We start from the raw sequence: 25,678 nt of genomic DNA, 5'->3' as shown, positions 1-25,678 counted from the left end.
GAGGAGTCCGCCATGGGGTACGCCCATGAATACGCCGCAGCCATCATGCGGCGCGGCCGGGTCGCGATGCCGCCCGCCGACTTCGTGCCGAACTGGGCCGACGGCCCCCGCAAGACCAAGTACTACCCGGGCGCCGACAGCCTGCCGCTGCCGGACGGCGACTACCCGGCCGAGGCCACCCTGGACCGGGGCCTGGGCCCGTCCGTACCAGCCGTCGAAGGCGCGGAGTTCGACCTGGCCGCGCTGTCCGGCATGCTGCGTGACTCCTACGGCCTGACCGGCCGTCGCCTGGGCGTCCAGGCCAACACGGATCTCGCCACCCTGCCGTCCTACCCGCTCGCCAACTGGTCCCGGGGCACCGCGTCCGGCGGCGGCCTCTACCCGGTGAGCGTCTACTGGGTCTCCGGGGCGAGCGGCCCGGTACCGCCCGGCGTCCACTACTACGCGACCCGCCGCCACGCCATGCAGCGGCTGCTCGCCGGCGACGTGTCGGGCGAGGTGCGCGCCGCGCTGGGCGAGGGCGCGCCGGGGGCCGAGGCGACGGACCAGTACCTCGTCCTCGGCGTCAAGTACTGGCAGAACGCCTTCAAGTACAACAGCTTCTCCTTCCACGCGGTCAGCATGGACGTCGGTACGGTCCTGCACACCTGGCGCATGTGGGCACGGGCCCGGGGCCTCGGTGTCGAGCCGCTGATGTGGTTCGACGAGGAGCGGCTGGCGCGGCTGCTGGGCGTACGGACCGAGGAGGAGGGCGTCTTCGCGGTCGTCCCGCTGAGGTGGCGCGGGACACCGGCGCCGTCGGCTCCGGTGACGGCCGCCGTACGGCACCGGGACTCCGAGCGGTCCCGTACTGTCCTCTCCTTCGACGCCGTCACCCGCATGCAGGCCGCCACCGCCGAGCACGCCGCCGACCGCCCCGCCCCCGGGGCGCTCGCCCCCGCCGCCCCGCGTCCCGGCGGGTCCACGCCGGGCACCCCGCTGCCCGCACCCCGGCCGCTCACCGCCGACGTCCGCACCGCCCTGCGCCGCCGCCGCAGCAGCTTCGGCCGCTTCGACGCGGGGCGCCCGGTCGCGCAGGACCAGCTGGCGGCCTGCCTGCGCGCCGCCGTGGAGGCGGCCGGACTCGGCGGCGACACCGGGACCGGAAGCACCGGCCTGGTCGGCCTGTACGTGTTCGTCAACCACGTCGAGGGCCTCGCCCCCGGCGCGTACGCGTACCAGCACGAAGGGCACCGGCTCCGGCTGGTCAAGGAGGGGCGGCCCGGTCCGTTCCTCCAGAGGAACTACTTCCTGGCCAACTACAACCTGGAGCAGGCCGGGGCGGTCATCGTGCCGACCGTCCGCACGACCGCAGTCCTCGACGCCGTGGGGGACCGGGGCTACCGGATCGTCAACGCCGCCGTCGGCGCCGTGTCGCAGGGCGTCTACACCGCCTCGTCCGCGATGGACCTCGGCTGCGGGGTCGCCCTGGGCTTCGACAACATCTCGTACATCGAGGAACTCGGGCTGGAGGAGAGCGGCGAGGCGCCGCTGCTGATCATGATGATCGGCAACGACCGGCCCGCGCCCGCCGACTTCCGGTACGAGATCGCCTGAGACCGCCAGATGAGGAGGACGACCTCGATGCCGCCGTTCATGCTCCGGGTCGCCGGGCTGCCCGTCGAGACCGTGCGGGAGCTGCGCTGCCCGGACAGCCGCCGCTGGGCCGACGACGTGCTGGCCGCCGGCGAGGAACTCGGCGCGTCAGGAGCCGAACTGGGTGATCTGCTGCACCCCCTGGTCGGGCGGGCCGCCGACGACGCTGAGCGCCGCAGGCTGCTGAGGCTGCGCCGGGACGTGTTCAACAACCGTCTCCCGCAGGACGCCGGCACCGCGTCGGCCCTGGTCTCCGGGCTCGACCCGGACGTGGGCCGGGCGCTCGCGGACTGGCTGGCCGCCCGCCGCGGCCTCGCGGCCCGCACCGCCGAGGGCGCCGCACTGCTGGCCGCCGAGACGGCCCGCAGCCGCGCGGCCCTGGCCCGGCTGGCGGGCGAGGAGCGGCTGCGCAAGGGCCTGCTGCTGGCCTCGCCCACGCTGGACGCCCAGCTCGACGCGTACGTACGGAAGACGGCGGCGGAGCCGGACGCCCGCCCGGACAAGAAGCGGCGCAAGATCGAACGCTCTCTGCTCTCGTACCTGTACCGCACGGCCTGCAAGACCAGTCCCTTCTCGACGTTCACCGGGGTCGCCCTCGGAGAGTTCGCGGAGGGTGCGGCGAACGGCCTGGAGGCGCGGATCGCGGAGGAATGGACCGGGCACGCCCGGCTCAACGTCGTAGCGCTGCGCCGTCTCGCGGAGACCGTGGCCACCGACCCGGCCCGCCGCGCCGACCTGCCCGTGTCCCTGGCCTCCGGCTGGGGGCGGGACGAGGACCGGGTGCGGTACGTGCGCCGCTGGGTGACAGCGGGAGACGACGACACGGCCGTCACGTTCGACGCGGTGAAGGACCGGCTTTTCTTCCTGCGCCGCAGCGGCACCCTGGAGCGGCTGCTCGGCCTCTTCGAGGAGCGTGGCAGCCTGCGCTTCGGTGAGCTGACCGACTGGCTCGCAGCCGACCGGGGCGCCGGGGAGGAGGAGTGCGCCCAGTACCTCCAGGCCTTGCTGGACGTGGGCATGGTGCAGGTGCCGTGCCTGCGGACCGAGGTGCACGACACGGACCCGCTGCGCGCCTTCCAGGTGTCACTGCGGGGCCTCGGACGGGCCTGGGCGGACGCGCTGGCCGCCCGGCTCGACGCGGCCGTCTCCCGCGTGGACCGGTTCGCGGCCGCGGACCCGGCGGAGCGGAGCGCGCTGCTGGACGAGCTGAGGGCCGAACTCCGCGCCGTGCAGGAGGAGCTGGGCGCGGAAGGACGGGCCCGGGTGCCGCAGACCGTCCTGTACGAGGACGCGGCGGCGGGCTCCGGGGCGGTCCTGGACCGGGCGGCGTGGGAGCAGCGGGTCGCGGGGCCGCTGAGCGAGGTCGAGCGGATCCTGCCCGCCTTCGACGTGACGCTGCCGCAGCGGATCACCTTCAAGGGGTTCTTCCTCGCCCGGTACGGGCAGGGCGGGCGCTGCGACGACCTGCTGAAACTGGTGCACGACTTCCACGAGGACTTCTTCGACCAGTACATGACCTTCACGGCCCGGCGTACCACGTTCGACGCCGAGGGCCGGTACGTCCCCGAGGTGAACTGGCTGGGCCTGCCGCAGGTGAAGGCGCTCGACACGGCCCGTGAGGCCTTCGTGGCCCGCATGCGGGCTCTCTGGGACGCCTGCGAGGGGGAGGAGATCACCGTCGACGACTCCCTCATCGACGAGGTGGCCGCCGAACTCTCCCCCGTGGCACCGGACTTCCTCCCCATGAGCCATCACCTCCAGCTCGCGGACCCCGGCGGCGGATCCGCCCCGCTGGCCGTGCTGAACCGCTCGTACGGCGGCCTCTCCTTCCCCTTCAGCCGCTTCACCCACTGCTTCGAGGGCATCGAGGAGAGGCTGCTGCGGCGGGCGGAGGAGATCCGCCCCGAGGGAGCGGTCTTCGCGGAGGTCACCGGCGGACAGGTCACCAGCAACCTCAACCTGCACGGACGGCTCACCCGCTACGAGATCGTCTGCCCGGGAGAACGCGGCACGCTGGAACCGGAGTTCCGCATCCCCCTGGAGGACCTGTTCATCCGGCACGACGAGGCCGCCGACCGCCTGGTGCTGCGCTCGGCCCGGCTGGGCCGCGAGGTGATTCCCGTGTACCTCGGCTACCTCGTCCCGCTGGCCCTCCCCGAACTGCCCCGCACCCTGCTGCTGCTCTCCCCGACGTCCATGGCGCCGCTCGACGTCTGGGGCGGCGTCCCCGAGGGCGAGCCGCGCGACGGGGTGACCCGAAGGCCGCGCGTCCGGTACGGCAGCGTGGTGCTCGGCCGCCGGAGCTGGAGCTGCCAGGCCGCCGCGCTGCCGCGGGCCCGGCCCGGCACGACGGACGAGGACTGGTTCCTCGGCTGGCACCGCTTCCGGCGGGCGCACGGACTGCCCGACCGGGTGTTCGCGACCGTCTCCGGCGGCGGGGCGCGCGGTGCGACCGGCGCCAAGCCGCAGTACGTCGACTTCGACAGCGCGCTGTCGCTGTCCGCGTTCGAGGGGCTGATCAGGACGGACGGGGCCCGGGTCGTGTTCCGCGAGATGCTCCCGGACGAGACCGCCCTCCACACCGCGTCCGCCCGAGGCCGCCACGTCGCAGAACTCGCGGTGGAGACCCTGCTGTCCACCCGCATCCCCGGAAGGGACGCCCACCAGTGACCGACACCGCACTCCGTACGGGCGCAGCCTGGCAGGCCACCCACGTCTTCTACGCGGCCAACCCCCGCCCCATGCTGCTCCACTGCATCCGCCCCCTCGTCGCCGAGCTGGAGGCGGACGGGCTGCTCGACGGCTACTTCTTCATCAACTACTGGCTCGAAGGCCCCCACGTCCGCCTCCGCGTCAAGCCCTCCTCCCCGGACGCCGCGGACGAGGTCCGGCGCCGCACCGGACAGGCGGTCGACGCCTTCCTCGCGGAGCGCCCCGCCCTGTACGAGGTCGACTCCGGCTTCCTCAAGGACTTCTACAACACCCTCTTCGAGATCGAGTTCCCCGCCGCCGAGCGCGCCCACTACACCGACGACGAGGGCCGCATGCGGCTGCGGCCCAACAACTCCCGCAGTCCGGAGCCCTACGAACCGGAGTACGGCAAGTACGGCGGACCGGCCGGCATCGAGCTGGCCGAGTGGCACTTCCGGCACTCCAGCGACCTGGTCATCGAGGCGTTCCGCACCAAGAACCTGCACCTGCGGACCGTGCTCCTCGGCACCTCCGCCCAGCTGATGATGGTGATGTCCGGCACCTTCCTGCCCGGTGACGGCGAGCTGGCCGACTACCTCGACAGCTACTACGAGTTCTGGCACCGGGCCTTCCCCGGCACGGGCTTCATCGGCAGTGAGGAGTACGACACGAACTACGCGGCGATAGCCCCGAAGCTGGCCTCCCGGTTCGCGGCCGTGCGCGCCGCCGTGTCCGGCACGGCGGGCGCGCCCCCGCTGCCGGCCTTCCTGGCCGGGTGGGCCGGGCACTGCGCCGAACTCCGCGACCGGGCACGCGAGCTGGCCGTCAACGGCGACCTGGTCTTCCGCTCCTGGGACGGTGAGCGCGACGAGCGGGTCACCGACCCCGCCGAGGCGTTGCCGCGGCTGCTCTCCCCGTACATGCACATGACCAACAACCGGCTGCACGTGACCATCCGTGACGAGGCCTATCTGGCGCATGTCCTGGGCCGTGCCCTGCGGGAGTCCCGGTGACCTCGCCGCCCGACGCCTTCACCGCTTACCGGCCCCGGCTCCGGCCCGAGGTGGTGATCAGCGACGCCCTGCTGCACGGGCCGGACACCGTGCACCTGATCAAGGACACCGGAAGTGGGCAGTCCTTCAAGGTGGGCACGAAGGAGCACTTCCTGATCTCCCGGATGGACGGGGAGCGCAGCCTGGAGGCGATCGGCGGGGAGTACGCCCGGGAGTACGGGCGCAGGCTGGCCGCCGCCAACTGGCAGCAGCTGCTGGGCATGCTCGGCAAGCGGGGGCTGCTGGCGGGCTCCCCGGCAGCCGCCCCGGCACCCGCGCCCCAGGAGCCCCGCACCCTGCTGCGCGGCAGTCTCCGGCTCGTCGCCGACGCCGACGCGACGACCGCCCGGCTGCACAGGGCGGTCGGGTGGCTGCTGTCGCCGTGGTGCATGGTCCCCCTGCTGGTCCTGGTGGTCGCCATGGAGGCCGTACTGGCCTGGAACGCGGGTGAACTGGTCTCGGCCGCCTGGGAACTGTTCACGAACCCGGTGCTGCTCATGGCGGCGGCCACGCTGATGTGGCTCAGCACCGCCCTGCACGAGCTGGCGCACGGCGTGGTGGCCCGCCACTACGGCGGTCACGTCTCCGAGATCGGCCTGCGCTGGAGGCTGCCGGTCGTCATCATGTACTGCACGGTCGACAACTTCCTCTATCTGTCCGCCCGTCGGCACCGCATCGCCACCGCCGTGGCGGGTGCCGTGATGAACCTGCTGTTCCTGCTGCCGTTCTTCGCGGTGTGGCGGTACGCCCCCGTCGACGACGCCACCCGGGGTGCCCTGGCGGGGCTGCTGTTCCTCGGGAGCGTGCAGGGGCTCAGCATGCTGATCCCGCTGCCCCCGCTCGACGGCTACAAGATCGTCGCCCAGCTCGCAGGCGCCACCGAGCTGGCCGCGTCGAGCCGGACGTACCTGCGGCTGGCCGTCCGCCGCGACCCGGACGCCCGCACCTACCCACGCCGGGCCCGCCGCGCCTACACCGCGTACGGGGTGTGCGTGCCGCTGGTGCTCGGCGCCCTGGTCGCGGCGGTCGTCGCGATCGTCCACCACCTGCTCACCACCGCGTGAGCACCGAGAAGGAGAGTCCCACCATGAGCACCACCGTCCAGGACGGGCCCGCCGTCGCCCTCGACTCCGTGCACAAGCACTACGGCTCCACCAAAGCCGTGGACGGCATCTCGCTGACGGTGGAGCGCGGTGAGTTCTTCGGGCTGCTCGGCCCCAACGGCGCCGGCAAGACCACCCTCATCGAGATCACGGAGGGCCTGCGCCAGGCCGACTCAGGCTCCGTCCGGGTCCTCGGCGAGAGCCCGTGGCCCCGCAACGTCGGACTGCTGCCGAGGATCGGCGTCCAGACCCAGGCGTCCGCCTTCTTCGTCCGGCTCACCGCCCGCGAGCACCTGCGGACCGTCGCCGCCCTGTACGGCGCCGGGCACGAGGCCGCGGAACGGGCCCTGGCCTCAGTCCGGCTGACCGAGCATGGCGACGTACGGGTCGAGGACCTGTCCGGCGGACAGCGCCAGCGGCTGGCCATCGCCGCCGCCCTCGTCCACGAGCCCGAGCTGATCTTCCTGGACGAGCCGACCGCCGCGCTGGACCCGCAGGCCCGCCGCGACCTGTGGCAGGTGCTGCGCGACCTGAAGGGCGCGGGCCGCACCATCGTCTACACGACCCACCACCTGGACGAGGCCGAGGTGCTGTGCGACCGGGTCGCCATCATCGTCGCCGGACGCGTCGCCGCGCTGGACACGCCCGCCCGGATGGTCGCCGCGGGCAGCCCCGTCACCCGGCTGCTGGTGCCCGCCGACCGGCTGACGCTGGAGGCGGCCCGGGACATCCCCGGCGTCGAGGCCGCCACCCTGGACGGGGACACGATCGTGCTGGAGACCCTGGACTCGGGCCCCGTCCTGGCCCGGGTCGACGCGCTCGCCGGGCTCCGGGGAGTGCGCACCCGCACCGCCAGTCTCGAAGACGTCTACCTCGAACTGACCGGCCGCGAGGCGAAGTAGAGCACCCGCGTCCTTCCCGGCGCACCCCTCCCGTACAACGCGTACACGAAAGAGAAACACCACATGAGCGCATACGCCGCGTTGAGCCAGGCCGGCTACCGGGCCTACGTCCGCGACAAGACCACCCTCTTCTTCACCTTCGCCTTCCCGCTCCTCTTCCTCGTCGTCTTCGGCCTGATCTTCCACGGCAAGAACGTCGAGCAGAGCGGCCTGCCGTACATCAACTACATCGCGCCGGGCGTGCTGGCCTGGGGCGTCGCCAACGCGGCCGTCTTCGGCATCGGTTTCGTGCTGATGCAGTGGCGCCGCGACGACCTGCTGCGGCTGATCCGCATGTCCCCGGTCCGGCTCCCCGCCGTCCTGGGCTCCCGGTACGTGCTCGCGCTGGGCATCGGCCTCTTGCAGGCCGTGCTGTTCGTCGGCGTGGCCCTCCTGCCGTGGTTCGGGCTCAAGCTCTCCTCCGGGTGGCCGCTGGCGCTGCCGGTGCTGTTCCTCGGCATCACCGCGTTCCTGGCGGTGGGCGTGATCGTCGGCACGTACGCGAAGACGCCCGAGGCGGTCGCGGCGGTCGCCAACTGCCTGATGATCCCGATGGCGTTCCTGTCCGGTTCGTTCTTCCCGCTGGACGCGATGCCGGACTGGATGCAGACCCTCGCGAAGGCACTGCCGCTGCACTACCTGGTCGAGGGGACGTCCGCCGCGATCACCGGCGGCGACAGCGTCGGTACCGACGTCGCCGTGGCGTGCGGGGTGCTGGCCGCCTGCGCCGTCGTCTTCGGGGCGATCGCACTGAAGACCTTCCGCTGGAGTGACCAGTCATGACCGCTGTCGCCGAACGGCCCCTGGCAGCGGCCCGGACCCGTCTGCAGCGCGAACTCTCCGCCCGGCACGCCCTGTTCCCGTCCCTGCCGGCCCCCCTGGTGGTGCCGCTGGGCCATGCCGACACGCTCGGCTTCGGTGTGGCGGACCCGTACGCGGCCGAACGCCCGGCCGCGAACGTGCAGCTCACGTCCCGGGCCGTGCTCCTCGGCCCCTGGAGCGGCCCCGGCCCCTGGGACGGTCCGGGCAGGGGACCGTGCGGGCAGTGCCTGGCCATGCGGTGGCAGCGGCTGCGGAGCCGCTCGGAACGGGAGGCCCTCGAACTGGGCTTCCCGTCACAGGGCGCCACCGAGTGGCCGGTCCTCACCGACTTCGCGGTGGACGCGGTGTGGGCCGCCTACCAGGCCGTGCTGCCGGGCGGGCGGCCCGCCCCGGTCGGGTTCGCCGCGGCCGACCGGGCCCTGCCCCAGGTGACCCGCGTCGACCTCGGGACGCTCGCCACCGCCACGTTCCCGCTGCTGCCCGAGCCGCTCTGCCCGTCCTGCGTACGGGAACGCCCCGACACCGCCGACGCGGCCCGCATGGACCTGCGCCCGAGGCCCAAGCCCGACCGGGACGGCTACCGGCTGAAACCCCTGGAGGCGTACCCGCTGCCGACCGCCGCCCTGGCCAACCCGGTCTGCGGGGCCATCGGCACCGACACCTGGATCAACCCCGCGTCCACGACCACCGCCCCGGTCGCCGGCACCCACTTCGTCCGCGGTTACGCCGGGCTGAACGACGTCACCTGGAGCGGCCAGGCCAACCGCTACTCCACCAGCAGGACCCTCGCCTACCTGGAGGGCCTCGAACGGTACGCGGGCACCCACCGCCGCCGCGGCACCTCGCCGGTGACGGAGTCGTACAACGCCCTGTGCGGCGCAGGCGCCCGGGTCCTGGACCCGGCCGACTGCGGCTTCTACGCCCCGGAGACGTACGCGACGGACCACCTGGTCAGCCCCTTCGACCCGGACCGCCCGATCCCCTGGGTGTGGGGCCACTCCCTCCGCGACGACGAGCCGGTCCTCGTCCCGGCCAGGCTCGCCCACTACAGCGCCGGAGTCGACGCCGACAACTTCGTCTTCGAGTGCTCCAACGGCTGCGCCACCGGAGGCAGCCTGGAGGAGGCGATCCTGTTCGGCCTGCTGGAGCTGATCGAGCGGGACGCGTTCCTGCTCACCTGGTACACCCGGACCCGGCTCACCGAGATCGACCTGGCGAGCTGCCGGACCCCGGCCATCCACGACATGGTCCACCGGGCCGCGCTGCACGGCTACGACGTGCACGCCTTCGACACCCGCATGGACCTGGCCGTCCCGGTCGTCTCCGCCGTGGCGGTCCGCCGCGACGGCGGCCTCGGCACGCTGTCCTTCGCCGCAGCGGCGGGCCTCGACCCGGAAGGCACCGTCGAGGCGGCCCTCTCCGAGGTGCTCACCTACATCCCGTACCTGCCCTACCAGGTGGCCGAGCGCCGCACCGAACTGGAGGCGATGGCCGCGGACTTCAGCAAGGTCCTGCACCTGAAGGACCACGCGCAGCTGTACGGCCTGCCGGAGATGGCCGAGCACGCCCGCGAGTACCTGGAGCCGACCGCCGTACGGGGCCTCACCGACCTGTACGCGGACTGGGAGGAGCTCCGCCCGCGCACCGGCGACCTGCTGGACGACCTGCGGCTGGTGCGCGACGGACTGACGGGCGCGGGCTTCGACGTGATCGCCGTGGACCAGACGACCCCCGAGCAGCACCGCATGGGCCTGCACTCCGTCAGCACCACGGTCCCGGGGCTGCTGCCGCTGGACTTCGGCTGGACGCGGCAGCGCGCGCTGCGGATGCCCAGGCTGCGCACGGGGCTGCGGGACGCGGGAAGAAGGCCGGACACCCTGCCGGAGGAGGAGATCAAGACCGTCCCGCACCCGTTCCCGTGACGCACGCTCCGAGGGGCTGCCGCAACAAGGGGCAGCCCCTTCCCGGGCGACGGGGGTCCGCCGGGGAAGGGGCTGCGGCTCGGGCAGACGCCGGACCGGGGTCAGGCGCTGCAGGAGGTCGTGCTGGTGGTGCTGGAGCAGGTGGAGGTCGAGGACGAGGAGCACGAACCGGCGAGGACGACCTCGACCGCGTCCGAGTAGTCCGAGATCTCGAAGGTCTCCGACTCCAGCTCCAGGATCTCGTCGGCGAGGGTGGCAAGCTCGGTCTTGGCCATGGTGCTCTCCTTGGTCGCTGGCTGTCTGGCTTCTGGCTACGGGTCAACGGCCGTCCGGGCGCCCGCCGGCCGTACCGGCGGCGCTCCCGGGGCTGCCCCCATTCCAGCCGCGCCCGCTGTCAGATGGCCCCGCCGTCCACTGCCAGCCCGCTGACACCGGGTGACAGCGGGCCGAAGGCCGGCCGCCCGGCCGGTCCCCGAGACTCCTCCGTACAAAGGCGTACGCAGCGAAGCCAGATCCACGTTCCACGTCCCTGACGAGCCCGTACAGACCTCAGCGAGGAGAATCCCCGTGACACCAGGCACGGCCGGAGGACCATCGGCACCCCCGCTGCCCGCGATCCCGCGCGAGGCCCTGCGCCCCGCCCTGGAGCTCTACCTCGACCTGCACGCCCATCCCGAACCGTCCGGCGCCGAGCACCGCACCGCCGACCGCTTCGCCGCCGAACTAGCGCGCCACGGCTGCGCGGTCACGCTCGGGGTCGGCGGCCACGGCGTGGTGGGCGTCCTGCGGGGCGGCCCCGGCCCGACGGTCCTCCTGCGCGCCGAACTCGACGCCCTGCCGGTGACCGAGCGGACCGGCCTCCCCTACGCGAGCACCGTCCCGGGCGTCATGCACGCGTGCGGCCACGACCTGCACCTGGCCGCCGTCGCGGGGGCGGCAGGCGAACTGGCCCGCATGCGGGACCGCTGGCGCGGCACCGTCCTCCTGGTCGGCCAGCCCGCCGAGGAGACCCTGACGGGTGCGCGGGCCATGCTGGACGACGGCCTGTACGACCGGTTCGGCACGCCCGACCTGGCGCTCGCCCAGCACACGGCCCCGCTCCCGGCGGGTACGGTCGCCCACGCGACACCCGGCACCCCGCTCATGTCCGGCAGCGTCACGCTGGACGTGGTGATCCACGGCCGGGGCGGCCACGCGGGCACCCCGCACCTGACCGCGGACCCGGTGCTGGCCGCGGCGGCAGCCGTGGTGCGTCTCCAGTCGGTCGTCTCGCGCGAGACCGCGCCCTCGGAACAGGCGGTCCTGACCGTGGGCGCGCTGAGGGCGGGCGAGTCCGCCAACATCACTCCCGACAGGGCGGAGCTGAAACTCTCCATCAGGGCGTTCACCGACGAGACCCTCACCAGGACGAGGCGGGCCGCGGAGCGCGTCATCAGAGCGGAGAGCGAGGCCTCCGCCTGCCCACGGCCCCCGGAGTTCGCGGAGACCTCCCGCTCGCACCCGCTGACCCCCGACAGCAGGGCGACAGCACGGCTGACAGACGTCCACCAGCAGGTGCTGGGCCCGCACCGAGTGCTCCACACCCCGCCGACGACGGCCACGGAGGACTTCTCCCGGTACGGCTCCGGGGGAGTTCCGCTCGCCTACTGGCTGCTGGGCGTGACGGGCGCCCGCGCGTGGCGGGAGGCCCGGGCGGGAGGCCCGCCGGTGCCGCCGAACCACGCTCCCGGCTTCGCCCCCGACGTACGGACGGCCCTCCCGGCCGGCATCGCCGCGCTGACGTCGGCCGCGCTGCACGCCCTGGAGGAGGCGTCCCCGTGACGACCGGCTACCTGGACGTGCAGGCGGTACGCGACGACGACCGCGCCCCGGCCTCGGCGACCACCCTGGTCCGCCTCCTGGCCCTGCTGCCCCCGGACTGGTCCTGTACGGAGGCGATCGGCCCGAACTGGATCCGCCTGCGTATCGCGCTCACGGCCCCGGCGGACGAGGCGACGGCCCGAGGGGCGGTACGCGCGACCCTCGCGGACCCCGCGCTGAGGGGCTGGAGACTGACCGGCCTGAGAACGGCGGCCTGAGGCCGGGGCGCGAGGCCGCCCGGGCGCCGGGAACAGGCTCGGTGAGGTGCGTCCCATGCTCCTCCGGCGTGTGCCGACGGGCTCCTCCGGGCCGCTCGGGACAGGGGCCGTCTCAGAAGCGCCGTCCGGGGGCGCCCCCCGGCTCCGGGAAGCGGCGGGACAGGGGAAGGGACCGCCGGACGCGGCCCGTTCGCGCCCCGGGCACGCGCGGTGCCGGGATCCGCTAGATCCACCCCCGCTCCCGCGCGAGGAGCGCGGCATGCGCCCGGTTCCCCGCGCCCAGGGTCTGCAGCAGCTCGGCCACGTGCCGCCGGTAGGTCCGCACGGAGACGCCCAGCTCCCGGGCGTCGGCCTCGTCCTTGCCGACGGTGCACATGGCGACGAGCACCCGCCGCTCCATCTCGCTCAGCCCGCAGCCCCGGCTCCCGCCGTCGGCCTTCTCGAAGTCCTCGGAGGCGTCCCAGATCTTCTCGAACAGGGCGATGATGTTGGCGACGAGCCCACTCCGCCGGGCCAGCAGGGCCCCGCGCGACGTGTTGGCGGGATCGAGGGGCACCAGCGCGGTGGCACGGTCGTAGACGAGCAACCGCTCGGAGGTACTCTCCGAGACCCGTATCTCGGCTCCGTGGGCGACGAGCTCCCGCAGGTAGTCGGACGTGGCCGGATCGTCGAGCACGTCCCGTACGACGACGTTGCGTATCCGCACCCCGCGCCGCAGACACCGCAGGTCGAGCGGCCGGGACCGGGCGATGTTCTCGGGGGAGAGCTTGCGGTAGGGCTCGACGGCGAGGATCTCGTCCCGCGCGAAGAACGCGAGATCGTCGATCCGGTCACGGATCTCGCTCAGGTTCTCCAGCTGCTCGATGCCGGGATCGGCGTACGACCGTGTCGCCTGCTCCGCCCGCAGCCCGTCCACGACGTGCCGCGACCGGGTGACGCGCATCAGCTCCTGGTGCAGTTCGTGCATCCGGGCATCCATCAGCCGGGTGAGCGCGACCTCGGGGTCCACCGGGGAGACAACGCTGTCGTCACACCCGTCGACCCACTGCAGCAAGCCCATGTCCCGCAGCCGCCGCAGACACCGCCGGGCGTGCTCGGGGCTGTCGTGCAGGAGCAGATGGATGTCGTCGGCGGTGGTGCCGGGGTTCCGCAGGAAGTGCCGGTAGAGCTCCTCCTCCTGCGCCGACACACCGAACACGGCCATCTCGTTCTCGCGCATCTTCCCCCCGAGATCGATCGTGCCAAGTCCCGGCGAAGAAAACGCGGATGGTCGGTCAGCGCCCGCCGGGATGATGCGGCCAAAGTGTAGGTGAAGTGATCGGGTTTGTGTCTTTGCCGTGCACGAACCTGTGATGACGGTTTCCGGACCGCGCCGGGACATCCCCCCGTGCGAAGAGGACCGCCCCTGCAGGCAGGGGCGGTCCTCTTCGCACGGGGACGGGTCAGTGGCCGGCGGTGAGCTGCCCGGCCAGCTTGTCGTGCATCTCGGCGCTGGGCTCGTTGAGGCCGATGATGGTGACCTTCTTGCCGCGCTGGGCGTACTTGGTCTCTATCGCGTCGAGGGCGGCGACGGAGGAGGCGTCCCAGATGTGGGCGTCGGACAGGTCGATGACCACGTCGTCCGGGTCGTCCTTGTAGTCGAACTGGTAGACGAGGTCGTTGGACGAGGCGAAGAACAGCTCCCCGGTGACCGCGTAGACGACCTGGTTGCCGTCGGGGTCGACGACCCCGCTGACCTCGGCGAGGTGCGCGACCCGCTTGGCGAAGATCACCATCGCGGTGAGGGAGCCGACGATGACGCCGATGGCCAGGTTGTGGGTGGCGACGACGACGGCGACGGTCACGACCATGACGAGCGTCTCGCCCAGCGGCAGCCGCTTCAGGGTCCTGGGCCGGACCGAGTGCCAGTCGAAGGTGGCCACCGACACCATGATCATCACGGCGACGAGGGCGGCCATCGGGATGTCGGACACGACCGGCCCGAAGACGATGCACAGCACCATCAGGAAGGCGCCGGCCAGGAAGGTCGACAGTCGCGTACGGGCGCCGGACACCTTCACGTTGATCATCGTCTGGCCGATCATCGCACAGCCGCCCATGCCGCCGAAGAAGCCGGTGACGATGTTGGCGACGCCCTGACCGATGGACTCGCGGGTCTTGTTGGAGTGGGTGTCGGTGATGTCGTCGACCAGCTTGGCCGTCATCAGCGACTCCATGAGCCCGACCAGCGCGAAGGCGAGGGCGTACGGGGCGATGACGGCCAGCGTGTCGAGCGTGAACGGCACGTCGGGCAGCCCCGGCACGGGCAGCGAGGAGGGCAGCTCGCCCTTGTCGCCGACGGTCGGCACGGCCAGCCCGGCACCGACGGTGATGACGGTGAGGATCACGATGGAGACCAGCGGCGCGGGCACGACGGTGGTGAGCTTCGGGAAGAACACCATCATCAGCAGACCGCCGAGGATCAGCGGATAGACGATCCACGGCACGTCCTTCATCTCCGGCACCTGGGCCATGAAGATCAGAACGGCGAGCGCGTTGACGAAGCCGACCATGACGCTGCGCGGGATGAACCGCATCAGCTTGGCCACGCCGAGCGCGCCCAGGGCGATCTGGATCAGTCCGCCGAGGATGACGGCGCCGATCAGGTAGCCGAGGCCGTACTGGTGGTTCAGCGGGGCGATGACCAGGGCTATCGCGCCGGTCGCCGCGGAGATCATGGCCTTTCGGCCACCGACGACCGAGATGACGACGGCCATCGTGAACGACGCGAACAGGCCGATCGCCGGGTCGACACCGGCGATGATCGAGAACGAGATCGCCTCGGGGATCAGGGCGAGCGCCACCACCAGCCCCGCCAGAACCTCGGTGCGGAAGACCTTGGGGGAGGCGAGCCAGTCGGGCCTGGACAGCTTGGACTGCCGGGGAGCGGCGGACAGCGGTGAGGACATGCAACCGTTTCTGTTCGGGGGGAGTCCCCGGCGGCCCGACCTCGACGGGGGCCCTGCCGGTGGGAGTGGCGGCCGGTGGGCCGCCGGTCGGGCATCATTGCCCGGAAGCCGTAGATCCACGACTCTACCCTGACGTGAGGGCAGAGTGCGACTTGCGGCTTGTGAAATGCAGGTAAACGGCACGCTCGGGCTTGTGATCCAAGTCACTCTCCGGGTGGGCGCAACAGGGGACGGAGACAGCGGGCGATGGTGGACCAGCGGCGGCAGATGCAGATCGGTGAGGTTGCCGAGAGGACCGGTCTGTCGCTCCGCACGATCCGCCACTACGAGGACGTGGGCCTTGTCACCCCCTCCGCCCGCAGCAAGGGCGGTTTCCGCCTCTACACCGAGACCGACGTCGACCGGCTGATGGTGATCCGCCGCATGAAGCCGCTGGACTTCTCCCTCGACGAGATGCGCGAGCTCCTCGGCATCGTCGACCGCCTGGCCGCACCCGACACGCCCCCCGCCGGAGCCGAACGCACCCGCCTCCGTGAACGCCTCGACTCCTACCAGAAGGTCGCCGAGGCCCGCTGCGAGAAGCTCCGTGCCCAGCTCCTGGCCGCGGAGGACTTCGCCGCCACCCTCCACCGCAAACTCGACGAGACCGCCTGACGGCAGGCCGGGCCGTGCGCGGGCGGTGACGCCCGCGGGGGACGGCCCGGCTCCGTGCCCGACGGGGCGGCCGGGCCGATGCCCCGTGCCCGGCGGAGGGGTGCGCCCGGGCGAGCGGCCGTGCCAGGCCGGTCCGGCCCGGACTGGCTGTGGAGGCTCGGCCGCGGCGCCCCCGTGGACCCGGGAGTGCCGGGCGGCCTCCCGCGTCATGCCTCCACCGGCCGTGACGCAATCCCGCCCCGGTGGGAGGCCGCTCCGCGGCCACGGCTCCGGGGGCGCGGTGCGAAGCGCCCCTCAGTGGGCGGCGGTCCACGAGCGGGTGGCGCCGTATCGGCGCTGCCGGGCGGCTGCGCGTGTCCGTCCGGCGGGGAGCGGTCGGGCGGCCGGGTGCGGCCGGGGTGCTGCCGCCTCTCCGGTGACGGCTCCCGGGTCTGCTCCCGGCCGGGGCCCGTCTGCTCCCGGGCCGGCTCCCGGCCGGAGGGCCCGTCGCACGGCACGCCCCCTCGTCCCGTGGGCCGGCCGGCGTGCCCGCGAGCCCCTGCGCCCTCGTGCGGCGGAGGGGGCGGGAGGGTGTCCGCGGGCGGAGGCCGGCCCGGTCCTGCCTCGGCAGCCGCCCGCACCTACGCCGTGCCGGTGAGCCCGGTGGCCGACCTCGCGGTGACCGTGCCGTCGAACCGTCAGGCCGGTGAAGGTGTCGGCCACTCCGCACCGGGCCTTGGCCCGGACCCGCGCCGGTATCCCCCCGTGCCCCTTGGCGGGACTCCGTGGGCCGCGCTGCGGCACCGATTGGAGTATGACGAAATGTCGCGGTCTGCACAGACGTGTACATAAATATGAGTAACAGATCGTCAGGGAACGCGGGGCCGGTCAGCCCCCTGCGGGAGAGCGAGGGCCCTTCATGGCGAGCGGTCTCAAGGCGGCGCGGGACGGAGCCGCGGACGCCGGTGTGCGGCGCAGGGCTGCGCACACGCTTCCGGGTGTCCTGGTGGGTGTGGTTCTCGCCGGAGCGACGGCCCTTCCCGCGTCCGCGACGCTCGCCCCGCCGCTGGAGGGGCGGGGGAGCGGCTGCCCCCACGAGGCTCCGGTTCCGACGTCCCGTCAGGAGGCGCCGGACGACTGCCCCGACGGGGGCACGGAAGCGCGGACCGGGGAGCCGCGCGCGGAAGAGCGGGAGACACGCGAGGAGCCGCGCGAGGAAGAGGAGCAGGGCGGGGCGGAGGGGCCGCGGGGCACGGCGGGAGCGGACCGGCCCCAGCGGTTCCCCGGACGGGCGGACCTGGCGGCCCTCAGCCCTGTGCTGCCCCGTGACGTGGCCCCCGGTGAGACGTACGACTACAGGATCACCGTCGTCAACCACGGCCCGGCCCAGGCGAGAAACGCCACCGCCGCCGACGAACTCCCCCCGGCCCTGTCGTTCGTGGGCTCGAAGGACGGCTGCACGGCCGAGGGGCGCAGGGTGACCTGCGGTCCGGTGGTGACACTGGATCCGGGGGAGACCGCCTCGTGGACCATCACCGTACGGCTGGACCCCGCCTACACCGGTGACGGCTCGGACATCCTCAACCAGGCGACGGTGTCGTCGGACACCGGCGACCCGGACCCGGCCAACAACACCGGCCCTCATCCGGGTGCCGGACCGCCGCACGGGAAGGTGCAGCCCCCACGGGCCGATCTCGCCGTGACCAAGGAGTTCACCGACCCGGACCCGGTAGCTCCGGGTGCCGTCCTCGCCTACGTGCTCACCGCGCGGAACCACGGCCCCTCACAGGCCGTCGGCGTCTCGGTGACCGACCGTCTCCCCGAGGGCCTGGCCTTCGTGGACTCCCCGGACGGCTGCACGGGAGAACCCGGCGCCTACGGCGGGACCGTCACCTGCCCGGAGACCGCGGTCCTCGGCCCCGGTCGGCGTGCCGTCTTCACGGTCCGGGCCAGACTGCACCCCGGTTACACCGGTGACGGATCCGACCTGGTCAACCGGGCCCGCACGGGGGCGAGGACCGGTGATCCGGACCAGTCCAACAACACCACCGAGCTCACCGGCCTCCCCGGTGACGGCGGAGGTCCGGCCCCGGCCTCGGCCGACCTCGTCCTCGCCAAGCGGTACGAGCTTCCCGACGGCGCCGACGCGGCCACCCCCGGCGAGACCTACGCCTACGTGATGACGGTACGGAACGAGGGGCCCTCCACCGCCCGGGACGTCACCGTCACCGATCCGCTCCCCCGGGCCCTCTCCTACGCCGGTTCGTCCGACGGCTGCTCGGCCGAGGGCGCCACGGTCACCTGCGGCGGCTCCGGCAGCCTCGCCCCCGGGCAGACGGCCGAATACCGCTTCACCGTACGGCTCGCCCGGGACTTCGACGGCGACTGCGCCGCGGTCGACAACACCGCGAGGGCGTCCTCCGCCGTGCACGACCCGGATACCGGGAACAACGCCGCCACCGTCGGGAAGACGACGCCCGGCGAGACGGGCGACTGCGGCGTGCCCGTCCGCCCACGGCCCGGACCTTCGCCGTCACCCACACACCACGACCACGACCACGACCACGACCACACCCTCCCGGACACCGGGAGCGGGGTGCCCGGGTGGCTGCCCTGGACGGCGGGGCTGGCGCTGGCCGCAGGCAGCGGGCTGGTGGTCCTCGTACGCCGGCGCCGGGCCTGAGCGCCCGGGCGCCGGGCCGGGCGGGCGGCCGTGACCGACGGCCGCACGGCCGGTGCGGCTGCTCCACACCCTTCCCCACGCGTGCACCGGCCACCCGGGCCGGGGCGGAGAGAACAGGAAGCGATGCCGATGGCAACAAGGAGACCCTGGAGGCCACTGCCTTGGCTGGCGGGTGCGATCGCCTGCGCGCTGCCGCTCTGGGCCGCCGCCCCGGCCGCGACGGCACTGCCGCCGCGGCTCGACGTGACCTCCGCGCACTCGGCCGCGCCGTCCGGCGCGGGCCGGGCGGTCCCGCCCGGCGGGCTCATCACGTACACCCTCACGGTGACGAACAAGGGCCCGTCGGTGGCGAAGAACGTCACCGCGACCGACACGCTCCCCGCGGACATCACCTTCGAATCCTCGGAGGACGGCTGTACGGCCGTCGGCCAGAAGGTGACCTGCGGCCCGGAGCCGGAGCTGGCGGTCGGCAGCACCAGGACCTGGACGTTCGTCGCCCGGCTCAGCCCCTCCTACGACGGCACCGGTGACGATCTGGGCAACGCGGCCGTGACGGAATCGGACGCCACCGACCCCGACGAGGACGACAACACCAACGAACCCGTCGTCCCGCCCGGCCCCTTCGACCCCGAGGCCGACCTGGTCGCCACCAAGACCGTGGTGCAGACCGAAGCCGTGGCACCCGGCGAGGAGTTCGCGTACACGGTCACCGTCACCAACAGGGGGCTCTCCGACGCCCGGAACGTCAAGGCCACGGACACCCTCCCGGACCTCCTGAACTACGTGTCCTCCGACGACGAGTGCACCGAGTCGCAGCAGAAGGTCACCTGCGGCCCGGAACCGGTACTCGCCCCCGGCGCATCGGCGAGCTGGACGTTCAGGGTCCAGCTCGACCCGTCGTACACCGGTGACGGCAAGGACCTGCCCAACACCGCCACAGCGGGCTCCGACACCCCCGACCCGGACCGGCGCAACAACACCTCCGACCAGGTCTACCCCAGGGTCGGCACGCCCGAGGCGGACCTGAGCATCGACAAGACCACCGTCACGGACACCCCCGTGTCCCCCGGCGAGACCTTCCAGTACGCGGTACGCGTCACCAATGACGGACCCTCCCGCGCCGAGAGCGTCAGCGTCACCGACGCCCTGCCGCAGGGGCTGTCCTTCGAGTCCTCCGACGACGGCTGCACGGCCCTCGCACAGCGGGTCAGCTGCGGCACCGAGCCCACCCTGGACCCGGGGGCCTCCAGGACCTGGATCTTCACGGTGAGGCTGGACTCCGGCTACACCGGAGACGGTTCGGACATCCAGAACATCGCGACCGTCACCTCCGAGACGGCCGATCCCGACGAGACCAACAACACCAGCGAGCCGGCGGGCCCGCCCGGCGACAGGGTCAACCCGCCCACCGCGGACCTCGCCGTGACCAAGGAACCGGTGGGCGACACCCCGCCCGTTCCCGGCGAGGAGTTCCAGTACCTCATCACCGTCTCCAACGACGGCCCGTCCTCCGACGCCCACAGTGTGACCCTCACCGACAAGCTGCCCGAGGAACTCACCTACGTCTCGTCCCGCCCGTCCGGCTGCACCTTCGACGGCGACGCCGTCCGCTGTGCCAGGAGCACGCCGCTCAAGGTCGGCGAACAGGTGCAGTACCTGCTGACGGTCAAGCTCGACCCGTCCTACACGGGAGACGGAACCGAGATCGTCAACAGCGCCACGGTCACGGCCGAGAACATCGACCCCAACGACGGCAACGACACCAGCACCGCGCCGCTGCCCGGCGGCGAGTCCGGCGACCCCCGTGCCGACCTGAGAGCCGACAAGCGGCTCGGCAGTGACACACCGGTCTCACCGGGCGAGTCCTTCCCGTACGAGATCACCGTCACCAACGACGGCCCGTCCGAGGCGAAGCAGGTCAGGGCGACCGACACCCTGCCGGAGAACCTCACCTTCGACCGCTCGGCGAGCGGCTGCACCGCCGTCGGAAGGACGGTCACCTGTGGGCCCGAGGCCACGCTCGGACCGGACGAGTCCAAGACCTGGATCATCTGGGCGAAGCTGGCCCCCGACTACACCGGGAACGGCGACGACATCGTCAACACCGCCACCGTCTCCTCCGCGACGGCGGACCCGGACAGCGGCAACGACTCCAGCACCGTGACCGGTGTGCCCGGCAGCCGGGTCGACGAGGCGAAGGCCGACCTCGAAGTGGACAAGGAGGCCCACGAGAAGAAGGAGGCAGCGACCACGGCCACCACGTCCCGCACCTTCGGGCGGGACTGACGGGCGACAGCGGATCAGCGATCGCGCACCCGACAGCCCCGGCCGGGAAACCGGCCGGGGCTCCCGGCGAGGAAACGGTTTCAACGTGGAGAACACCTCAGGACCCAGACCGCGCGGACGGAACGCGCGGTGGCCCCGCATCCTGGCGGCGCTGTGCACCGCGGCCCTCACAGCCGCCGCCCTGACCGCCGCGGCCCCCGCACGGAGCTCCCGCCCCGGCCCCGCCGAGGGCGTCGCGCACCACGGCGCGCCGCCCGCCGCCCGGGCGGCGGAGGCCCGTTTCCCCGTGCACGAGCCGTTCGACGGTTCCGACGGCATCGGCACCACCTCCGGCGGCGCCGCCTATGTGAAGGACGGCTGGCTCCGGCTGACCAGCACCGCCACCAGCCAGGCGGGCAGTTGGAGGATGAGCGACCCCTTCTCCTCAAGCCTCGGCTTCCTGGCCGAGTTCACCTACGCCTCCTGGGGCGGTCAGGCCCACGCGGGCCGTCGGGGCGACGGCCTGGCGTTCTTCCTCGCGGACGGTACGGCGGCCGACGGAGTCGGCCAGTTCGGCGGAGCGCTGGGCTACGCCTGCTCGCGCAGGAGCTCCGGCTGGTTCGGCAACCCCTGTCAGGACAGGGGGCTTCCCGGGGCCTACCTCGGCATCGGTTTCGACGAGTACGGCAACTTCTCCAGCGCTCTGGTGGGGAACGGCGGGCCGGGGCAGGCGTCGGACCGTGTGGTGATCCGAGGCGGCGGCAACGGGACGACCGGCTACCGGTACGCCACCTCCGCCGCCGGGCCCGGCGGCACCGTCGAGACCGCGGGGCAGGGGGACTACCGCACGGTCCGGGTACTCGTCCGCCCTGAGGACGGGCAGGTTTTGCTCTCCGTCTGGTCCGACACCGGACCCGGCACCACGATGCAGAAGCTGATCACCGACTACGACGTCACGCGGATCACCGACCAGCCCGCGCTTCCGTCGACGCTCAAGATCGGCTTCTCGGCCTCCACCGGTGGTGCCACCAACAACCACGACATCGGCGATCTCAAGGTCAACGTCCCCGTCGACCTGTCGCTCGCCAAGACCGGCTCACCGGCCTCGGTCCCGGCCGGCTCCGGCAGGGTCACGTACACGGTCCGAGTGAGCAACGACCGGACCAACAGTGTCACCGCCGCCCGCGTCCGCGATGCCGTACCCGGACTGACCGGCGTCACCTGGACCTGCGTGTCCACCGCCGGCAGCGCCTGTGGTGCGGCCTCCGGCACGGGCCCGCTGGACACCACCGTCGATCTGGCGCGCGGCGGCTCCGCGACCTACACCGTCACCGGCACCGCCCCGGCCTCCCCGGCCACGCTCACCAACACCGCGACCGTCACCCCGCCCGCGGACCGGACCGACCTCGACCCGGCCGACAACGCGGCCTCCGCCACGACCACCGTGACGCAGGGTCCCGCCGACATCGCCGCCGAGAAGAAGGCGGTGGGAGAGGGGCCGGTGGCCCCCGGCGAGACGTTCCGGTACACCCTGACGGCCGTCAACAGGGGCCCTGCCGACGCCACCGGCGTCTCCGTGACGGACACCCTCCCGGCCGGGCTCGCCTTCCTGGCCTCGCCCGACGGCTGCACGGCCGACGGCCGGACCGTCACCTGCCCGCAGAAGAGCGCCCTCGCGGTCGGGGAGTCCGTGACCTGGACCATCGAGGTCCGGCTCGACCCCGCGTACGAAGGGGACGGCAGCGACGTGCGGAACACCGTCACCGCCACCGCGCGTGAGGCCGATCCGGATCCCGGCAACAACACCAGCGCCGCCGTCGGCCCGCCCGGCGGGGTCAGCGGAGCGAAGGCCGACCTGGCGCTCGCCAAGAAGGCCGAGGCGGGCGGCTGAGGCCCGCCGGGCGGGCCGACGGCCTGCGCCGGCCCGGCGTGAACGGCTGCCTCGCCGGACGGGCCGGGGCCGACCGCCCGCAGGCCGTCGGCGGTCTCCTCCGCGCCCGCGGCGGCACGCCTGCCGGACCCTCACCCCGCCGCACGCCCGGCTCGCGGAGACCGGCCGGTCACACGGGAAGGCGCGAGGGCTTTACGGCCGGCCGGGCGGGCGGGCGGCGACGACGCGGCGGAAGAGGGCCTGGACGGCGGCGGTGATGTCGGTGCCGGTCCGGGTGTGGTGGCAGGGGCCGGTGTAGGCGTGGGTGAGGAAGTCGGCGGTGAGCCGGGGGTCGGCGACGTCGAACTCCCCCGCCGCGTGGCCTTCCTCCAGGAGGGTGACGAGCAGGTCGCGGGCGGCGGTCATGGGTTCCTCGCCGGTGGCGCCGCCGTGCTCGTGGAAGAGCCGGTGGTAGAGCTCGTGGTGGTCCTGCTCGGCGGCGATCCAGGCGGCTACGAGGCCGTCCAGGCGTTCGGTCCAGGTGAGGTCCGGCTCCTTCAGCAGAGCGGCGGGCCGCTGGAGCATGCGGTCCCACATCTCGCCCTGGAGGGCGGCCAGGAGCTCCTGCTTGGAGTCGAAGTAGAGGTAGACCGTGCCCTTGGCGACCCCGGCGCGGGCGGCGACCTTGCTGACGGTCAGCGCTTCGTAGCCGTCCTCCAGGAGCAGGGCGGCCGTCGCGTCGAGGATCTGGCGGCGGCGGACGTCCGGGGGCTGGAAGCGGCCGGTGGGCTGGGCGGGGGCGGACTGGTCCGCGGGCACGGTCCCTCCAAGGTCGTCGGGGTGACCGGCCGGCCGGTGGCCGGTCAGCCGGTGGCCTCCAGGGTGTCATGCGGCCTGCGGGCCACGACGATCACCGCGTGGTCCTCGCTGGGGTGCTGGATCCGTGGTACGACCCGCCGCTCGGCACGGACGATCTCCAGGCCGAGACCGGTGAAGGCCTCGGTCAGCTCGGTGAGCGTGGCCAGGTCGCCGGGCTCTCCCCAGTCGCAGGCCTCCTCGTCCCACTCGCCGAGGGCCAGCACCCCGCCCGGGGCGAGGGCGGTGGCCAGAGTGGCCAGGGTGGCGGTGCGGGCGGGACCGCGGGGCGGCAGCGCGTAGGAGCTGAGGGCGAAGCCGTAGGCGGTCTCGGGCTGCCAGAGGGCGCTGTCGGCGACGACGAGATCGACCCGGTCGTCCAGGCCGCGGGCGCAGGCACTGGCCCGGGTGGAGGCGACGGCGCGGGGCGCGAGGTCCACTCCGGTGACGCGCCAGCCGCGTTCGGCGAGCGCGAGGGCGTTGCCCCCGGCGCCGCAGCCCAGGTCCAGGGCCCTGCCCGGCGGGAGGCCGTCGGCGGGGGCGAGGAGCGTCGGGTCCGGGTCGGCGGTGTCGCTGCCGTCGCCGGCGTAGAGGTCGTCCCACTCGAAGTCCGGGTACGAGGCGGCCCCGGGTCCGTGGGTGTGGTCGCCGTCCTGCGTGCCGCAGGCGTGGCCGGTGGTGTGGGTCACATTTCCTCCAGTGGGAATGGGATCGGTCGAATGACCGTTGGTCAGTAGTATGACCGCTGGTCATTCAAATCCGTCAAGTCCCTTCGGAGGCATCCCATGAACCCCACCGCCCAGTACGACACCGTGATCATCGGCGGCGGGCCCGCCGGACTGACCGCCGCGCTGACCCTGACCCGGTACCGCTGCCGCTCACTGGTGATCGAGTCCCCCGCCCCGCCGCGGAACGCCGCTTCCCGCGGTGTGCACGGCCTGATCGGCCTGGAGGGCGCCACCCCCGACGAGCTGCGCTCCCGCGCCTGGGAGGAGCTGGACCGCTACGGGCTGGCCACGCGGCTCGACGCCACGGTCGGCGAGATCACCCCGCTGCCCGGCGACGGTTTCACCGTGCGTACGGACGACGGGACCGCCGCCTGGGCCCGTAACGTCGTCCTGGCCACCGGGGTCGTCGACCAGCACCCCGAGGGCGTGGAGGGCTTCGCCGCGTGCTGGGGCCGCACGGTGATCCACTGCCCCTTCTGCATCGGCGAGGAGAACGCCGACCGTACCTGGGCCCTGGTCTCCGACGAACCCGGTTACCTCGGCATGGCCGCCACCGCCTTCCGCGCCTGGACCGGTGACACCGTCGCCATCGCCCCGCCCTCGCTGCCCGGCGCCGACGCACTGCGCCGGAGCCTGCGCGAGCAGGGCAGCGACCTCGTCCAGGGCGAGATCGTCCGCCTGCACCACACCGACGGCGACCTGCACGCCGTGGAGCTGGCCGACGGCACCCTCCTGGAACGCCAGACCCTGCTGTGGCCGCTGCCGCAGCGGCAGGTCCCGCTCGTCGAGCGCCTGGCCGCGGAACACGGCCTCGCCCTGAGCGACGGCTACGTCACCGTGGACGACGGCCGCCAGACCAGCATTCCCGGCCTCTACGCCGCCGGCGACCTCACGGGAAGGACCTGGGAACAGGGCGCCGTCCCCGCCGTCACCGCCGGATCCGCCGCGGCCGACGCGATCCACTTCGCCGGCCTCCGCTGAGCCCGGGACCCGCGCGGCCGGCGCCGCTCCGCCGACGACCGCGGCGCGCCGCGGGCCGTGCCGTGGCCGAGGCGCTCCGCCGCCCGGCCGCCCGGCGGGAGTGAACGGCCCGGGCTCCGGGAGCCGCCGTCCGCCCACGAGCCGGGGCGGACGGCGGCTCCCGCGCGGGCGCGACGACGATGCGGCGGTCGTCCACGACGCGGCCGAGCGGGCGGAGCCCGAAGGTGAGGAGCGGCCCTTCGCCACAGGAGTTCCGCCCCCTCCCGGACCATCAGGAGCAGGAGGGGCGTGCCGTGCCGGGTTCGAAGGCCGAAGCGCCCACCGCGAGTCACAGCAGCCGAGCCCGGCCCCACCGTGGTCGCCGAGGCCTCGGCAGACCGCCCCCGGGAGCCGGGACGGTACCGCGGCCCGGCGGGGACATCCCGCATGCCGCCCGCGGAGGGGAGCGTCAGCGGAGGCGGCCGGAGGTGA

At 73.3% G+C, this 25,678-nt stretch carries 19 protein-coding genes; 14 read left to right on the top strand and 5 right to left on the bottom strand.

Annotation, left to right across the window (positions count from 1 at the left end):
- Positions 1-12: 12 nt before the first annotated feature.
- From I3F58_RS01110 to I3F58_RS01080, 7 genes are all read left to right on the top strand, one after another.
- Positions 13-1,596 (top strand): SagB family peptide dehydrogenase, encoded by a 1,584-nt coding sequence (locus I3F58_RS01110; RefSeq protein WP_240106204.1) that lies wholly within the window; start codon positions 13-15, stop codon positions 1,594-1,596.
- Between the two features lie 27 nt (positions 1,597-1,623).
- Positions 1,624-4,305, top strand: a complete 2,682-nt coding sequence (locus tag I3F58_RS01105) for a lantibiotic dehydratase (RefSeq protein WP_240106203.1) — start codon at positions 1,624-1,626, stop codon at positions 4,303-4,305.
- A gap of 71 nt (positions 4,306-4,376) precedes the next feature.
- Positions 4,377-5,339, top strand: a complete 963-nt coding sequence (locus I3F58_RS01100) for a lantibiotic dehydratase C-terminal domain-containing protein (RefSeq protein WP_240106328.1) — start codon at positions 4,377-4,379, stop codon at positions 5,337-5,339.
- Positions 5,336-6,442: a M50 family metallopeptidase gene (locus tag I3F58_RS01095; protein ID WP_240106202.1), complete on the top strand. Its 1,107-nt coding sequence runs from the start codon at positions 5,336-5,338 to the stop codon at positions 6,440-6,442. The genes I3F58_RS01100 and I3F58_RS01095 overlap by 4 nt, the downstream gene beginning before the upstream one ends.
- Before the next feature lie 23 nt (positions 6,443-6,465).
- A complete protein-coding gene (locus I3F58_RS01090; RefSeq protein ID WP_240106201.1) occupies positions 6,466-7,383 on the top strand; it encodes an ABC transporter ATP-binding protein in 918 nt (305 codons plus the stop codon).
- A 63-nt stretch (positions 7,384-7,446) separates the two neighbouring features.
- A complete protein-coding gene (locus tag I3F58_RS01085; RefSeq protein WP_240106200.1) occupies positions 7,447-8,205 on the top strand; it encodes an ABC transporter permease in 759 nt (252 codons plus the stop codon).
- Positions 8,202-10,166: a TOMM precursor leader peptide-binding protein gene (locus tag I3F58_RS01080; protein WP_240106199.1), complete on the top strand. Its 1,965-nt coding sequence runs from the start codon at positions 8,202-8,204 to the stop codon at positions 10,164-10,166. Before I3F58_RS01085 ends, I3F58_RS01080 begins: the two co-directional genes overlap by 4 nt.
- Positions 10,167-10,267: 101 nt before the next feature.
- Here I3F58_RS01080 and I3F58_RS01075 read toward each other — a convergent pair whose 3' ends face one another.
- Positions 10,268-10,441: a thiazolylpeptide-type bacteriocin gene (locus I3F58_RS01075; protein WP_149184560.1), complete on the bottom strand. Its 174-nt coding sequence runs from the start codon at positions 10,439-10,441 to the stop codon at positions 10,268-10,270.
- A 286-nt stretch (positions 10,442-10,727) separates the two neighbouring features.
- Here I3F58_RS01075 and I3F58_RS01070 point away from each other — a divergent pair, with 286 nt between their 5' ends.
- Together I3F58_RS01070 and I3F58_RS01065 are read left to right on the top strand one after the other, a co-directional pair.
- A complete protein-coding gene (locus I3F58_RS01070; RefSeq protein ID WP_240106327.1) occupies positions 10,728-11,987 on the top strand; it encodes an amidohydrolase in 1,260 nt (419 codons plus the stop codon).
- On the top strand, positions 11,984-12,244 hold the full coding sequence (locus I3F58_RS01065) for a hypothetical protein (RefSeq protein ID WP_240106198.1): 261 nt from the start codon (positions 11,984-11,986) through the stop codon (positions 12,242-12,244). The genes I3F58_RS01070 and I3F58_RS01065 overlap by 4 nt, the downstream gene beginning before the upstream one ends.
- Before the next feature lie 223 nt (positions 12,245-12,467).
- Here I3F58_RS01065 and I3F58_RS01060 read toward each other — a convergent pair whose 3' ends face one another.
- A complete protein-coding gene (locus tag I3F58_RS01060; RefSeq protein WP_240106197.1) occupies positions 12,468-13,463 on the bottom strand; it encodes a helix-turn-helix transcriptional regulator in 996 nt (331 codons plus the stop codon).
- A gap of 223 nt (positions 13,464-13,686) precedes the next feature.
- Positions 13,687-15,192 carry a SulP family inorganic anion transporter gene (locus tag I3F58_RS01055; protein WP_240106196.1) on the bottom strand — a complete coding sequence of 502 codons (1,506 nt, stop codon included), beginning with the start codon at positions 15,190-15,192 and terminating at the stop codon, positions 13,687-13,689.
- Positions 15,193-15,438: 246 nt separating this feature from the next.
- On the opposite strand from I3F58_RS01055, the gene I3F58_RS01050 reads away from it, so the two are divergent.
- The 4 genes from I3F58_RS01050 (at position 15,439) to I3F58_RS01035 (ending at position 22,664) form a co-directional block, all read left to right on the top strand.
- Positions 15,439-15,846: a MerR family transcriptional regulator gene (locus I3F58_RS01050; RefSeq protein WP_240106195.1), complete on the top strand. Its 408-nt coding sequence runs from the start codon at positions 15,439-15,441 to the stop codon at positions 15,844-15,846.
- Between the two features lie 898 nt (positions 15,847-16,744).
- Positions 16,745-18,508, top strand: a complete 1,764-nt coding sequence (locus I3F58_RS01045) for a DUF11 domain-containing protein (RefSeq protein WP_240106194.1) — start codon at positions 16,745-16,747, stop codon at positions 18,506-18,508.
- Positions 18,509-18,637: 129 nt separating this feature from the next.
- Positions 18,638-20,794: a DUF11 domain-containing protein gene (locus I3F58_RS01040; protein WP_240106193.1), complete on the top strand. Its 2,157-nt coding sequence runs from the start codon at positions 18,638-18,640 to the stop codon at positions 20,792-20,794.
- 85 nt (positions 20,795-20,879) lie between these two features.
- Positions 20,880-22,664, top strand: a complete 1,785-nt coding sequence (locus tag I3F58_RS01035) for a hypothetical protein (protein ID WP_240106192.1) — start codon at positions 20,880-20,882, stop codon at positions 22,662-22,664.
- A 192-nt stretch (positions 22,665-22,856) separates the two neighbouring features.
- Here the strand turns inward: I3F58_RS01035 and I3F58_RS01030 are convergent, their stop codons facing one another.
- Together I3F58_RS01030 and I3F58_RS01025 are read right to left on the bottom strand one after the other, a co-directional pair.
- Entirely contained in the window at positions 22,857-23,462 is a 606-nt protein-coding gene (locus I3F58_RS01030) for a TetR/AcrR family transcriptional regulator (protein ID WP_240106191.1), read from the bottom strand.
- 44 nt (positions 23,463-23,506) lie between these two features.
- Positions 23,507-24,187, bottom strand: a complete 681-nt coding sequence (locus I3F58_RS01025) for a cyclopropane-fatty-acyl-phospholipid synthase family protein (RefSeq protein WP_240106190.1) — start codon at positions 24,185-24,187, stop codon at positions 23,507-23,509.
- Positions 24,188-24,283: 96 nt separating this feature from the next.
- On the opposite strand from I3F58_RS01025, the gene I3F58_RS01020 reads away from it, so the two are divergent.
- Positions 24,284-25,207 (top strand): NAD(P)/FAD-dependent oxidoreductase, encoded by a 924-nt coding sequence (locus tag I3F58_RS01020; RefSeq protein WP_240106189.1) that lies wholly within the window; start codon positions 24,284-24,286, stop codon positions 25,205-25,207.
- The last annotated feature ends 471 nt before the right edge of the window (positions 25,208-25,678 follow it).

Origin of the sequence: Streptomyces sp. MUM 203J, from assembly GCF_022414595.1 — a bacterium.
Lineage (GTDB): Bacteria > Actinomycetota > Actinomycetes > Streptomycetales > Streptomycetaceae > Streptomyces.
This window is presented reverse-complemented; position numbering and strand designations above follow the sequence as displayed.